Source organism: Paenibacillus ilasis (assembly GCF_043195395.1).
Lineage (GTDB): Bacteria > Bacillota > Bacilli > Paenibacillales > Paenibacillaceae > Paenibacillus_AQ > Paenibacillus_AQ lautus.
Map to the genome: position 1 here is coordinate 1,356,478 of NZ_JBHDJG010000001.1, position 14,247 is coordinate 1,370,724.

10 protein-coding genes and 1 pseudogene are annotated in these 14,247 nt (G+C 49.2%); 10 read left to right on the top strand and 1 reads right to left on the bottom strand.

The features are described from left to right. Positions 1-108 precede the first annotated feature (108 nt). The 4 genes from ACETK5_RS06575 (at position 109) to ylqF (ending at position 2,474) form a co-directional block, all read left to right on the top strand. Complete coding sequence (locus ACETK5_RS06575) at positions 109-252, top strand: hypothetical protein (protein ID WP_164817561.1); 144 nt, start codon at positions 109-111, stop codon at positions 250-252. Positions 253-492: 240 nt separating this feature from the next. After that, complete coding sequence (rplS, locus tag ACETK5_RS06580) at positions 493-837, top strand: 50S ribosomal protein L19 (RefSeq protein WP_015736355.1); 345 nt, start codon at positions 493-495, stop codon at positions 835-837. Positions 838-939: 102 nt separating this feature from the next. Beyond that, positions 940-1,554 (top strand): signal peptidase I, encoded by a 615-nt coding sequence (lepB, locus tag ACETK5_RS06585; RefSeq protein WP_036663956.1) that lies wholly within the window; start codon positions 940-942, stop codon positions 1,552-1,554. Between the two features lie 53 nt (positions 1,555-1,607). Continuing rightward, on the top strand, positions 1,608-2,474 hold the full coding sequence (gene ylqF, locus ACETK5_RS06590; protein ID WP_394054731.1) for a ribosome biogenesis GTPase YlqF: 867 nt from the start codon (positions 1,608-1,610) through the stop codon (positions 2,472-2,474). A gap of 136 nt (positions 2,475-2,610) precedes the next feature. Here the strand turns inward: ylqF and ACETK5_RS06595 are convergent, their stop codons facing one another. Continuing rightward, positions 2,611-3,648: a LacI family DNA-binding transcriptional regulator gene (locus tag ACETK5_RS06595; protein ID WP_326114090.1), complete on the bottom strand. Its 1,038-nt coding sequence runs from the start codon at positions 3,646-3,648 to the stop codon at positions 2,611-2,613. 508 nt (positions 3,649-4,156) lie between these two features. Between ACETK5_RS06595 and ACETK5_RS06600 the strand changes: the two genes are divergently transcribed. From ACETK5_RS06600 to ACETK5_RS06625, 6 genes and pseudogenes are all read left to right on the top strand, one after another. Further along, positions 4,157-5,080, top strand: a complete 924-nt coding sequence (locus ACETK5_RS06600) for an ABC transporter permease (protein WP_326114107.1) — start codon at positions 4,157-4,159, stop codon at positions 5,078-5,080. A gap of 16 nt (positions 5,081-5,096) precedes the next feature. Beyond that, positions 5,097-5,978, top strand: coding sequence for a carbohydrate ABC transporter permease (locus ACETK5_RS06605; protein ID WP_100538159.1), 882 nt, complete (start codon positions 5,097-5,099; stop codon positions 5,976-5,978). Positions 5,979-6,035: 57 nt separating this feature from the next. Next, positions 6,036-7,638: pseudogene (locus ACETK5_RS06610) on the top strand (ABC transporter substrate-binding protein). A gap of 86 nt (positions 7,639-7,724) precedes the next feature. Beyond that, a complete protein-coding gene (locus tag ACETK5_RS06615; protein WP_394054733.1) occupies positions 7,725-9,188 on the top strand; it encodes a glycoside hydrolase family 32 protein in 1,464 nt (487 codons plus the stop codon). Between the two features lie 43 nt (positions 9,189-9,231). Continuing rightward, a complete protein-coding gene (locus tag ACETK5_RS06620; RefSeq protein ID WP_394054735.1) occupies positions 9,232-10,116 on the top strand; it encodes an ROK family protein in 885 nt (294 codons plus the stop codon). A gap of 89 nt (positions 10,117-10,205) precedes the next feature. Continuing rightward, positions 10,206-14,042, top strand: a complete 3,837-nt coding sequence (locus ACETK5_RS06625) for a GH32 C-terminal domain-containing protein (RefSeq protein WP_394054737.1) — start codon at positions 10,206-10,208, stop codon at positions 14,040-14,042. Positions 14,043-14,247: the final 205 nt, after the last annotated feature.

Consider the following 14,247-nt stretch of genomic DNA (forward strand, 5'->3'; position numbering starts at 1 on the left):
CAGTATTGTATACTTCAGTGTCATTTTTTTAATCATGTTGATACAACTCCTGCATTGGTGGGTAATATGTAACTGGAGAATCACTAGAGAGACTGGAGGCATCTTGTTATGACAGAACATCGACAACAACATGAAGCGAAAATTGAAGAAACAAAAAATACAGAAGCCCAATTTCAAACGGTAGACGACATCCTTGAATACTATGGCAAGCGTCATAAGGGCATGCACGACTCGAAAGAAACCGTAAATTAAGTTGAGGCTAACCGCTTTCGGCAGGATTCTTCATGCTGGAAGTGGTTTTTTTATGGACGAGAGCTCGGTACAAAAGCCGGTTTATACATAAGGGTGTAAAGATAAAATACTTGATTCGAACTGCAAAATATGTTATTATTTCTTTTGTTGTGAATACGGTGGTCCGCTGCGGATAATGAAGGAAATACATAGAGTTTCCGGAAGATGCAAGAACACCTGTGTGAGAGGAGGGAGTCATAGATGAATATCGTTCAAGCGATTACTCAAGAACAACTTCGTAAAGATATTCCGAGCTTTCGTCCTGGTGATACTTTAAAAGTACACGTTAAGGTTATCGAGGGAACTCGTGAGCGTATCCAGTTGTTTGAAGGTGTAGTAATTAAACGTCGCGGTGGCGGAATCAGTGAGACTTTTACCGTTCGTAAAATTTCTTACGGTGTTGGTGTGGAAAGAACTTTCCCAATCAACTCGCCTAAAATCGATAAAATCGAAGTGGCTCGCCGTGGTAAAGTGCGTCGTGCGAAGCTTTATTATCTTCGTGAACTGCGCGGTAAAGCAGCGAGAATTAAAGAAATTCGTCGTTAATTACAAGGCGGTAAAAGGGGCTTGTGCGTATATACAAGCCCCTTTTGTATATCCAAAAATCGCTATAATGCGAAAGCGATCTATAGGGAAGGACGGTGGGTTATGGAGAAAGATCAACACCAGGAGGCAATTGAAACCAACGTGGGGAAACCGGCCAAAAAGGCTAAGAACGAGCTTGTAGAATGGCTGAAGGCTCTTCTCATTGCTCTGGTTCTCGTCGTTCTCATTCGCTGGCTTCTCTTTAAACCGTTTATTGTGCAGGGCCCATCCATGGAACCTAACTTTGTATCCAATCAGAAGCTGATCGTCAACGAGATTTTATATGATATCCGCAAACCCGAACGTGGAGAAGTTATCGTGTTCCATGTACCTGATGAGGGCAGGGATTTCATTAAACGCGTAATCGCAGTTGCTGGTGATACGGTTAAAGTTGAAGGCGATAAAGTGCTTGTCAACGGGGAGCCTGTGAATGAAACCTACATACAGGAAGCGATTGATCAAGCCCATGCTGAAAACAGATTATACAATAACACAGATTTTCCGAACTCGTTCGTTCAGGATGGCGTTGTGCCAGAGGGGCATGTGTTTGTGATGGGCGATAACCGCTCCAACAGCACGGATAGCCGTATGATAGGATATGTTCCTTTGGGGGATATTATCGGGCGAGCAGACTTGATCTTCTGGCCGATTAAAGACATAGGGCTCATCAACCATTAGCCTGGCGCTATAGAAAGATGAAAGTTTGCAGAGCAAAGTAGAGGTGACGACGTTTGACAATACAATGGTTTCCAGGACATATGACCAAAGCGCGCCGCCAAATTCAGGAGAAGCTGAAGCTGATCGATGCAGTAATTGAACTGATCGATGCGAGGCTTCCGCTCTCAAGCCGAAATCCGATGATTGACGAGATTTTGCAGGGCAAGCCGCGGCTCATTATTATGAACAAAGCCGATTTGGCAGATCCTGAGGTTACAAGGCAGTGGCAAGTCCATTTCAAGGAAAACGGCCTAACCGCCTTTCCTGTAGATGCTTCAACCGGGACAGGTGTTAAGGATATTCCGAACCAGATTAAGTTGCTGCTGAAAGAGAAGATCGACAAACAAATAGCCAAGGGCATGAACCCGCGAGCGATGCGTGTGTTGATTGTAGGCATACCGAATGTAGGCAAATCCACGCTGATTAACCGGCTTGCCGGCCGTAACATCGCGGAGACGGGAGACCGTCCGGGTGTCACGAAAGGGCAGCAGTGGATTAAAGTTGCCGGCGGTGAGATGGAATTGCTGGATACACCCGGTATCCTGTGGCCAAAGTTCGAGGATCAGAATGTAGGGTACCGCCTTGCGGTAACCGGCGCCATCAAAGAGGAAATTTTGAACGTAGAGGACATTGCCTTTTTTGCGATCAAATATTTCTCCAACTATTATTGGGAATCGATGAGCGAGCGCTTTGATCTGAAGGAGCGCCCAACAGATCTGGATAACCCGGATGAAATTGTTGCGGTAATGGAAGCCGTCGGAAGAAAACGAGGCTGCATCGTCAGCGGAGGAAGAGTCGATCTGGAAAAAGCCTCGGGCATTTTCCTGCGTGAGCTTCGCGCAGGCAAGCTTGGGCGTTATTCCATGGAATCGCCTTATTGATTCAATAGGGTGAACGAGAGATCCCTTCTACTCAGATTAAACCCAAAATAACCATTCTGCCGGATTACGGCGGAATGGTTATTTTTTCTGGATCAGAACAGGAAGAGGAGATTAGACTGCACTCATTCTATGCCATCTAATGTAACTCGGTAGATGCTCTGAAGATCGGCTTCGTTTGGATATGCGTGACTTGATAGGGTAACTTCGGTTCTTTCACCCGGGATAACAGCATGTTAGCCGCAGCAATTCCCATTTCATCGCTATATATATGTACAGTTGATAAGTGAGGTTCAACAATACGCGATTCAGGTGCATTATCGAAGCCGCACACCGCAATGTCACCGGGAATGGAGATGTTTTTATTTTTTAACGATTTCATCACATTGACCGCAATAAAATCATTGGCGCATACAAAGGCAGACGGCATCTGTTTCATTTGCCCCAGTCGTTTGTCCATCCAATCGGACTCAGAGAAAAATTCCCGGTCCGGGTTCAGAACACATTGTTCCAAATCCAGCCGTATCCCCTTCTCGGTCAGAGCCCGATTAAATCCCGCCCAGCGTTCATTGAAGCTCTTACAATGACGGATATCACCGATAAATCCCAAGCTCGTGTTGCCCTGCGCAATGAGCTGCTTGGTCATATGACAGGTGCTGTGTTCATTCTCCATCAGAAGTAAATCCGCCTGCAGATCCGGGTAGAACATATCTGCCGCACAATCGATAAATACGGTAGGAAGCCCAAGGCTTGTGAGCAACTTGGTGTATTCCATATCAAATAACTCAATACATATAATTCCATCGACCTTGGATGATTCAAAATTGTTAGGCAGCGTCCGAGAGCTTCGATCGATATCCCGGACAATATGAATGGACAGATTATAGCCCTCCGCGCTGATTCGTTTCTCAAGCCCGCTGATTAACCGCGAGCCAAAATGGGAGGTGCTCGGAAGATTTGCCGTCAGAAGAGCGATATTTCCCGGGTTTTTGGTCAGCAGATTGTCCGTCTCCATGAAAGCAAATTGTTTGTATTTCAGTTCAATCGCTTTTCGGATAACCTTGCTGCGCGTCTCGTCCGGAATACTTTCGCTCCCGTTCAACGCCTTGGAGGCCGTATTTCTGGAAATCCCCAGTGCATCGGCAATATCTTGAATTGTGACTTTTTCTTTCGACATGTATCTGATTTCTCCTCAAATGATCAAGTTCATACTAAGGTCCGCAGTTTCTTCCAGTCGCTAATGACCTCTGAATATCTTAAATCAAATGTATAATAGATTAGCTAAAATAGCAACCTCAACTTTACAAATGCACAATTCAGTTAACATTTAAACATAGCGGGTTTTGTTGTGTTTCTCTTCAATATTCATTTACAGGGGATAAAACATCACCAAACAAGGAAATAACGAACGATTCTCCGCAACTTTGCAAAGAAAACGGCTTATGCTGCTCATTTTCATGATAAGAAGGTGAAATAAATGAACAAATATTGTTGTCAATTGCACAATTTAATTTTTACAAAAACTATTGACTGATGTTACATCATTTGATAAATTGTAAAAGCGACATTCAACATAAGTGAAAAATGAAAGCCTTTTCTGTAAGCAATATGTAAACTTCTCTAGAAAGAACGGGGGAACAGGTTTGGAAAATTCAGTGGATCCAGCCCATCAGGGGGCAGGGGGAATCAGGGGACGGAGCTCTGCAGGAAGAACGCTAGCTTTTATCAAGAAAAACTATTTTCTGTACATACTGCTAGCTCCGGCGCTTATATTGACCCTTATATTCAAGTACGTCCCGATGTACGGTGCCGTTATCGCATTCAAGGATTTCAGTCCCATTAGAGGGATTCTCGGCAGCGAGTGGGTCGGGCTCAAGCATTTTGAAAAGTTTATCGCCTCGCCGAATTTTGACGTCATTTTTATGAATACGCTTAAATTGAGTTTTTTTGGTCTTATCTTTAGCTTTCCGGTGCCGATCCTGCTTGCACTTATGTTAAATCAGGTTCGCAAAGCGACAGTCAAGAAAAATGTTCAATTGTTTCTTTACGCACCCAATTTCATCTCGGTGGTTGTCATTGTCGGGATGCTGTTTATCTTCTTGTCCCCAACGGGGCCAATCAATCAATGGGTCATATGGATGACGGGAAGTCCGCTGATGTTTATGTCGCAGCCGGAATATTTCAGGTGGATTTATATTCTCTCGGATATATGGCAGAGCGCGGGCTGGGCCTCGATTATCTATGTGGCAGCTCTTGCGAATGTGGACCCCGAGCTGCATAATGCGGCCAGCCTGGACGGGGCTAACCTGCTCCAGCGCATCCGAAATATCGATCTGCCCACCATAAGGCCGATTATGGCGATTGTATTCATACTTGCGGCAGGCGGCATTATGTCGATTGGCTTTGAGAAGGCCTATCTGATGCAAACCTCGATGAATCTTCCTACTTCGGAAATTATCGCTACCTACGTATACAAGGTCGGCTTGCAGTCTGGCGATTACGCGTACTCTGCAGCGGTTGGTTTATTCAACTCCGTCATCAATGTCATTTTGCTCGTAACGGTGAATTTTATTGTCAGAAAACTTAATGAAGGCGAAGGCCTCTACTAGGAAAGGAGTCATACTCATGGCCGTCAAACACTCACGCTTCGACCGCTTTCTGTTGTCATTAAATGCGATCTTTTTAACGCTTGCCGTACTGGTCGTTGTCGTTCCATTGGTTTATATCGTGGTGGCCTCGTTCATGGATCCCACCGTGCTGCTGAATCAAGGACTATCTTTTAACATTTCCGATTGGAGTCTGGAAGGATATCAGATGATCCTGTCCAATCCGGCGATGCTTCGCGGTTTTGGCAATGCGGTGTTGTATTCAACAGCATTTGCGCTACTAACGGTAACGGTATCGGTCTGTGCGGGATACGCACTTTCGGAAAGCCGGCTGGCCGGACGCCATTTCTTCATGACGCTGTTCATCATCACCATATTTTTTGGAGGCGGACTGATACCTACGTACTTGCTTGTGAGGGAGCTAGGCATGCTCAATACGGTGTGGGCCGTGATCATCCCGGGTGCGGTGAATGTGTGGAATATCATTTTGTCCCGAACCTTCTTCAAAGGGGTGCCGAATGAACTGAAGGAGGCAGCCAATGTGGATGGAGCTTCCGATATGAAAATCTTTTTCCGGATCGTTCTTCCGCTGTCCAAACCCATTATCTTTGTACTCGCCCTGTATGCCTTCGTTGGCCAGTGGAACGCATTCTTCGACGCTATGATCTATCTGGACGATCCCAAGCTGCACCCGCTGCAGCTTGTCCTAAGGTCGATTCTGATTCAAAATCAGGCGGCGCCCGGCATGATCAGCGACCAGCTTGCGATGGCGGAGCTGAAACGGCTCTCGGAGATGATTAAATATTCGGCGATCGTGATATCCAGTCTTCCGCTTTTGATTATGTACCCGTTCTTCCAAAAGTACTTCGAAAAAGGTGTTATGGTAGGCTCGCTTAAATAGCGGGTCGCCTTCAACATAAAGTCATTATCCAAATACATGATTCGGGAGGTCATTGATATGAATAAGAAGAGATCAAAGAAACATATCAGTAAAAAAACGGTATCCCTTACGGCTCTGGCAGCCGTGCTGCTCTTGGCCGGCTGTGGCAACAGCGGGGAATCATCAACAGAGTCGCCGGACGGTAAGGTGACCTTGAATGTCCTGACGCAAAGCTCGCCGCTGGCTCCGGCAGACCCTAACGAGAAGCTGATCAACAAGCGGCTGGAGGAGAAGACGGGCATTCATATCAAGTGGAAGAACTATACCAGCGATGTGTTTGCGGAAAAACGCAATCTGGCCGTGGCGAGCGGGGATTTGCCGGATGCCATTTTTGACGCCGGGTACGGAGATTACGATCTGCTGAAGCTGGCAAAGGACGGAGTCATCATTCCCGTGGAGGATTTAATCGAACAGCATATGCCGAATTTGAAGAAGGTGCTGGAGGAAGCTCCGGAATACGTCAATATGATTACGGCGCCGGATGGACATATCTATTCTTTTCCATGGATCGAGGAGTTGGGCTCAGGGAAAGAACGGATTCAATCGGTGGATAACTTCCCCTGGATTAACGTGGAGTGGCTCGACGCCTTGGGGCTGGACATGCCAACTACGACGGAAGAGCTGAAAACCGTATTGAAAGCGTTCAAAACCCAAGATCCGAACGGCAACGGGCAGGCGGATGAAATACCGCTTTCCTTCATTAATAAGCCGGGCGGCGAGGATCTGACATTCCTGTTTGCTTCATTCGGCTTGGGCGAGAATTGGGACCACACCGTTGTTACGGATGACGGGAAGGTGGTGTTTACCGCCGCAGAGGAGGGGTATAAGGAAGCAATCAACTTCATCCATGAATTATACAAAGAGGGACTTATCGATATCGAAGCATTCCAGCAGGATTGGAACACCTACTTGGCCAAAGGCAAAGACCACCGGTACGGGATGTATTTTACTTGGGATAAAGCCAACATCACAGGCATGAATGATACATATGATCTGATGCCGCCGCTTGCAGGACCATCCGGCGAGATCAATGTAACGAGAACGAACGGGATCGGTCTTGACCGGGGAAGATTGGTCATTACCAGCAGCAACAAGAAGCTGGAAGAAACGGCAAAATGGATTGACGCGATGTATGAACCGCTCCAATCGGTTCAGAACAACTGGGGAACTTACGGTGACGATACCCAGCAAAATATTTTTGAGCTGGACGAAGCCAAAGGGATGCTGAAGCATCTTCCGCTTGAAGGCACGGCGCCTGTAGAGCTCAGACAAAAAACAAGTATTGCGGGCCCGCTTGCGATCTTGGACGAGTATTATGGCAAATACACCACGATGCCGGATGATGCGGCATGGAGATTAAAACTGATGAAGGATGTCATGGTACCGCACATGAAGGCGGAGAATACGTACCCGAAAGTATTTTTCTCCATCGAGGAATTGGACCGCTTATCCACGATTGAAGCGGACTTGTTTCCTTACCTGGAAAGAATGCGTACCGAATGGTATCAGAATGGGAAAGTGAATCAGGAATTGGGACGCCTACCTGAAGGAGCTGGATCGACTGGGACTCCAGGAATGGCTGACGATCAAGCAAACGGGTTATGACCGAAATATGAAATAAACTCATAAAGTGAAACGGCCGTGTAAGGAATATCAGTCCAAATACGGCCGTATATCCCTGATTACGATAATGAAGGAGTACAGCCAATGTCTAACATCAAACTTGAAAATTACCGAAATGCCTATCATTACTCTCCCCGGGAGAACTGGATGAATGACCCGAACGGGATGGTCTATTTTAAAGGAGAATACCATTTGTTCTATCAGCATCATCCCAAGGGCACAACCTGGGGGCCCATGCATTGGGGACACGCGGTCAGCAAGGATCTGGTGTCCTGGGAAGAGCTTCCCATCGCTTTAGCGCCGGATGAACACGGCACGATCTTTTCAGGCAGTGCGGTTGTGGACTGGAACAATTCCAGCGGGTTCTTCGATCAAGAGCCCGGCCTTGTGGCAATCTTTACGCACCATGACGATTCGACGGGCGCAAATCAAATCGTTCAGTGCCAAAGTCTTGCGTATAGCAAGGATAATGGGAGGACCTGGACCAAATATGAAGGTAATCCGGTCCTTAGGCATGACACCTATGTTGATTTCCGGGATCCCAAAGTGTTTTGGCATGAGCCGTCATCGCAATGGGTGATGATTGTTGCGTGCGGGCAGACGGTATGCCTCTATCGATCTTCGAATTTAAAAGAATGGACCTTTGCCAGCGAGTTTGGCGAAGGCATCGGATTTCATGATGGAGTCTGGGAATGTCCGGATCTGTTCCCTCTTTCTACGGAAGATAGTCAAGCCCAATGGGTCATGCTGGTCAGCATTGGCGATGATCCGGCCTATGTTGAGGGCTCCAGAACGCAATATTTCATTGGAAACTTTGACGGGACAACGTTTCTGCCGGATGAACGATCCAGAGGTGATGTGCGGTGGCTGGATTACGGCAGAGATAATTATGCCGGGGTCAGCTGGTCGGACATTCCGGCAGCGGATGGCAGAAGGCTGTTCATCGGCTGGATGAGCAATTGGAAATACGCCAACCTGACGCCAACGGATGGTTGGAGGGGGGCCATGACCTTGGTCCGGGAACTCAAGCTGGAGACGCTGGAAGGCGAAGTCGCGGTAACGCAGCAGCCGATCCGTGAAATGGAAGCGTACCGAAATGAAGTACGATCCTTCCATGATGTAATCGTGGATGAAGCGGCTGCCCGGTTAGCCGATGTACGGCTGGAGAGCTGCGAAATTCATGTCCGCTTCGATGCAGCGTTTTCGCTTGGGTTTAAAGTAAGGGTAGGTCCGGGCCAAGAGACGGTTGTCGGCTGGGATGCCAAGACAAACGAAGTTTATGTGGATCGCACCCGTTCAGGGCTGGCTGATTTCCATGAAGATTTTTCCGGGAAGCACATGGCGTCACTACGGGTTACGGGCGCACTCCTGGAGCTGCGGATATTCGTGGACCGGTCGTCCGTGGAATTGTTCGCGGATCGCGGGCAGGCGGTAATCACGGATTTGATTTATCCTGATCCTGCATCTACGGGGGTAACCGTGTTTGCCGATGATGACCGGAAGGTCATAAAATCGCTGCACATCTATGATCTTTCTTCTAGAGGTTAGTTAACGTTAAATGAATGGATAAATGGCAAGGAGAACCAGCGATATGCGTATTGGAGCGATAGAAGCGGGCGGCACCAAATTTGTCTGCGGCATTGGAAGCAAAGATGGAATCGTTGAGGACAGCATCAGCTTTCCGACAGGGCAGCCGGAAGACACATTGTCCAAAGCGGTTTCGTATTTTCAAGATCATCAGGTAGAAGCCATTGGCATCGGGTCATTTGGTCCCATCGATCTGAAACCGGATAGCCCAACTTATGGTTATGTAACTTCCACACCGAAACCAGGCTGGTCGCAGATCAATGTCCTCGGCAAGATGAAGTCGCATATGGACATACCCTATGGCTGGGATACGGATGTCAATGCTGCCGCTTTGGGAGAAGCGACTTGGGGAGCAGCCAAGGGACTGAACAGCTGCGCTTATTATACGGTGGGTACTGGTCTCGGGGTAGGCCTATATTCCGAAGGCCGGCTTGTACATGGACTGCTTCATCCCGAAGGTGGGCATGTTCCCGTTAGACGTCATCCCGAAGATGCCTTTGCAGGAACCTGTCCCTATCATGGGGATTGCTTGGAAGGAATGGCAGCAGGTCCGGCGCTTGAAGCCCGATGGGGGTTGAAAGGGCAGCTGCTGCCAGCCGACCATCCCGCTTGGGAAGTAGAAGCCTATTATTTAGCGCAGTCTATAACAGGACTGATTCTGACGAATTCCCCGCAGAAAATCATACTGGGCGGCGGCGTTATGCAGCAAGCTCAGTTGTATCCCCTCATTCGTGCAGAGGTGCGGCGCAATTTGAACGGGTATGTGCTTGCTGACGAAATCATACACCATATTGGGAATTATATTGTTCCACCGGGATTAGGCACCCAATCCGGATTGTGCGGGGCATTGGCTCTGGGAATACAGGCATGGCAAGATTCACAATCATAAACAGGCTCGTCTTGAGGAGGTGCAGCCCGATTGATCGGGCTGTTCCTTCCTATATAACGCGTGGTAAAGAATCGAAGAGAGGTGGATATATGAAATTATCGCAGGATATACATACGGTGATGATGCGCATGGTGTCTGCGATCATGATGACCGTGATGCTGGCGGCAAGCGTTACTCCGGGATCGGCATGGGCTTCAGCGGTCCAAGATGAGTCTGCAGCTATGAAAGAGAAAGGAGGGGGCACCATTTTTGAAAGCGCATCCAATGTGAATACCAACCTTGAAGGCTGGCAGTTGAAGGGGAATGGCAAGATGGAACATACGGCTGAAGGACTACGGCTTAGCTCCGATCCAGGTGAGAACGCAGCCGCGATTTCCGCAACAAGAGCGGATGATTTTGTGTATGAAGCCGACGTGATGATCACGGATATGCAAGCAGACGCTTCGCTGGTCTTTCGCTCAAGCGTTGATGGCTGGTCATCGTATATGCTGCAAATTGTGCCAAGCGCAGGCTTGGTTCGTCTCAAGGATGCCCGTGAAGATAGCGGGAGAATAAAGGTAGAAAAAAAGGTTTCATTAAGTCAAGGAGATATCGTTCACCTCAAGGTTAAGGCGGTAGGGAACCAAATCCAGGTATACTGGGGAAGTCAATATGAACCTATGATTGATGTCAATGATACGGCATATTCCACAGGATACTTGGGTCTTCATGTGTGGGATGGTTCCGCGCTGTTTCAAAACATCAAGGTGAGCGAGTGGAAAGGTAATCTGTTCGATCCGGCAGTTACGAGCGGAGATTGGCAGCCTGATATCAAAGGCCTTAAGGGCACGGCATCAGAAGGGCTTGAAGCCTGCAGGATCTATAAGAATGCGGCTGCGGATTATGTGCTGGAAGGCAATATCATATTAGGGGAGCTGGCTGAAGCCGGGTTCTATTGGAGAGGGAACGATCAAGGAACGGAGGGATACGAGGCCGTATTCAGGAGAGAGGATGATCAGGTGCGGGTAACGCTGGAAACTTCGGATGGAAAGGTGATCGGCGCATCGAGCCGTACCTACCCAAGCCTGCCCACAAGTGCGCATCATGTGGAGATCCACGTCTCCGAAGACAGCATTCAAATCGCTGTAGATGGTTACGAACCCGCTGCGATCCGCGTATCCGACAGTAGTTACGCGGGCGGATCGATCGGGATGAAGGTAAAGTCCGGAACTGCTTACTTTCAGGACGTGTACGTAACCCCAATGGCGGATTATTATACGGAGGAATACCGCCCGCAGTATCATTATAGCCCAATCCGAGGCTCGGCAAGCGATCCGAACGGATTGGTCTATTTCGAAGGGGAGTATCATCTCTTCCATCAGGACGGAGGCCAGTGGGCGCATGCGGTAAGCCGGGATCTGGTGCATTGGAACAGGCTGCCGATCGCACTGCCTTGGAACGATCTCGGACATGTCTGGTCGGGTTCCGCCGTAGCCGATACAACGAACGCTTCAGGTCTGTTCGGGGATTCCGGAGGCAAAGGACTCATTGCCTACTACACATCCTTCAATCCTGATCGGCCGGGCGGAAATCAGAAGATCGGACTGGCTTACAGCACCGATCACGGACGGACCTGGACGTATTCGAAGGAACGGCCGATCCTCATCGAGAACCCGGGCAAACAGGGCGAGGATCCGGGAGGATGGGATTTTCGCGATCCCAAAGTGGTTCGGGATGAAGCCAACAACCGCTGGATCATGGTGGTATCAGGGGGAGACCATATCCGCTTCTATATCTCCGACAATCTTGTCGATTGGACCTTAACGGACCGTTTCGGGTATGGGGAATATATCCGTGGAGGCGTGTGGGAATGCCCGGATCTGTTTCAGCTTGCCGTGGACGGCTCCGGTCAGCGCAAATGGGTGTTGATGATCAGCAGCGGCGCTAATCCGAACACCCAAGGCTCCGATGCGGAATATTTTATCGGCGATGTGACGCCAGACGGCAAATTTATGAATGATCATACGGCGGGGACCGTGCTGAGAACGGATTGGGGCAAGGAATTCTACGCCTCCATGTCCTTCTCCGACCTGCCGGACAATCGAAGAATCATGCTGGCATGGATGACGAACTGGGATTATCCCTTCAATTTTCCGACTTCGGGCTGGAAGGGTCAACTGACCATCCCTAGAGAGTTGTCGCTCAGAACGACGAGTGAGGGAATACGTCTGCACCAGTCTCCAATCTCTGAGCTAGAAACCCTCCGGAATACGGTAATCCATGTGAATAACAGGGAAGTTACGGAGTCCTCGCAGAATGTGTTAAAGGGAATTCAGGCCGGCGCGTTTGAAATCGAGGCGGAAATCGAGATTCCATTAGACAGCAGCGAGCTGGAATTCGGCTTCCGACTGCGGGAAGGCGGCGGACAACAGACGGTGGTCGGTTATAACAACGCCACGCATCATATGTTCATAGACCGCTCGGCATCGGGAACCACGGATTTCTCCAGCTTGTTCTCGACCGAACACAAAGCTTTGCTGCACCCCGTAAATAGAGTGGTTAAGCTGCGTATTTATGTCGATGAATCTTCAGTGGAGGTGTTTGGCAATGACGGAAGCGTTTTGTTCTCGGACGTTATTTTTCCGGATCAGGCCAGACGGGGGATGAGCTTCTACACCCAAGACGGCCAAGTGAAGCTGAAGTCCCTTAAGGTGCATGAGCTGGATTCCGTGTGGAGGCCTCTTGATCCATCGGAGCCTGCTTCCCGCATCCTAATGGATTCATACGAGCTGGAGCTGTCCCAGGGACAGACCGAATCGCTGTACGCAACTGTGGATCGTGTCCGGGGCAACGGGAAGAAACCTCTGGTATGGACATCCAGTCATCCCGATACCGTCCGGATTGTTTCATCCGATGACACTCATGCCGTATTAAAAGCGGTGAATGCGGGAGAAGTCATCATTACCGCCTCAACTCCAAACGGAAAGATATCAGCGAGCACCCGCGTGTTGGTTACGAGCGGAACATTTCTGACGAATCTGACGGGGTGGAAACCGGATCTTAAGGCTTCGAAGTGGGTCGTTACCGAGCATGGAATCCGGGGCAGCCATCCAAGCGATGCCAATTATATGGCGGAAGAGAAGGCAGGCGACTTCACGTTTGAAGGGGACATGCGGCTTGGGGAAGCAGGCGGTGCAGGATCCATGCTGTTTCGGGCAAGCGAGGATGGCCGCAGTGGATATTATCTGAATCTGGACCCTGGTATGAAGGCTGTTCGACTCTTTTACAAGATTGAAGGTCGATTTGAGGAACGTCAGGTACTGGCCAAAGTCCCTGAATTTATCCAAGGGGGAAGAACCTATCACCTGAGGATTGAAGCGAAAGGTCCGCATATTCAGGTCGACGTGGACGGGAAGAAGGTGATCGATGTGATGGACGGGACATTTGCCGAAGGGAATTTTGGCGTCAATGTGTTCGGCGGACAGGCTTCCTATCAAAATGTCTACGTCCGTCATTCGTCTGAAGCTCATCTTACGAAAACCAGCTTCACGAACGAAGCCGTGAACCAAGTGATCTATACCGAGAAATCCGTAAACGGCGAACCCGTTACCGTGAAGGAATCAGCGGGTACGGGCAACCCGCTATGGGTATTGGTACCAACAGGAGAGGAAGGCACCTATTCCATTCGCACGCCGGAAGGGAAGGCTTTGGATGTCGATACCGGGCAGAACCGGATTCAGCTATACACGTATCTCGGTTATAACAATCAGCGATGGAGAGTGAAACGTCAGGAAGATGATACGGTCTCCATCCTATCGGTGCACGATGGCCGGGCCCTTGCCGTGAATGCTGACGGTGCGGGGCTGGAATTGAATGTGCCGGATGCCGCTTCGGATCGTCAGAGGTGGCGGCTTGGCAATGAAATGGAGGGATCGATCATCGAATAAGGGAAAGAGCTGCCGATGCCGGCAGCTCTTTTTTTTTCGGGGATGATAACCGATGGTTCGGCGATGGACGAACCAATTCCTGCCGGGATGCGGGCAGGGATAAAAGGGTGACGCTCTGTGGCGAGTGTGATAATCTAGAAGAGTTACTAGATTGATAGAATAGATGGGTTACACCGTGTGCACGAATAGGTAACAAACGGTAATT

What these genes read in the sequence shown, in the direction of transcription:
- ACETK5_RS06575 (WP_164817561.1), top strand. Translation starts at nt 109, where the DNA reads ATGACAGAACATCGACAACAACATGAAGCGAAAATTGAAGAAACAAAA.
- rplS (WP_015736355.1), top strand. Translation starts at nt 493, where the DNA reads ATGAATATCGTTCAAGCGATTACTCAAGAACAACTTCGTAAAGATATT.
- lepB (WP_036663956.1), top strand. Translation starts at nt 940, where the DNA reads ATGGAGAAAGATCAACACCAGGAGGCAATTGAAACCAACGTGGGGAAA.
- ACETK5_RS06595 (WP_326114090.1), bottom strand. Translation starts at nt 3,648, where the DNA reads ATGTCGAAAGAAAAAGTCACAATTCAAGATATTGCCGATGCACTGGGG.
- ACETK5_RS06605 (WP_100538159.1), top strand. Translation starts at nt 5,097, where the DNA reads ATGGCCGTCAAACACTCACGCTTCGACCGCTTTCTGTTGTCATTAAAT.
- ACETK5_RS06615 (WP_394054733.1), top strand. Translation starts at nt 7,725, where the DNA reads ATGTCTAACATCAAACTTGAAAATTACCGAAATGCCTATCATTACTCT.
- ACETK5_RS06620 (WP_394054735.1), top strand. Translation starts at nt 9,232, where the DNA reads ATGCGTATTGGAGCGATAGAAGCGGGCGGCACCAAATTTGTCTGCGGC.
- ACETK5_RS06625 (WP_394054737.1), top strand. Translation starts at nt 10,206, where the DNA reads ATGAAATTATCGCAGGATATACATACGGTGATGATGCGCATGGTGTCT.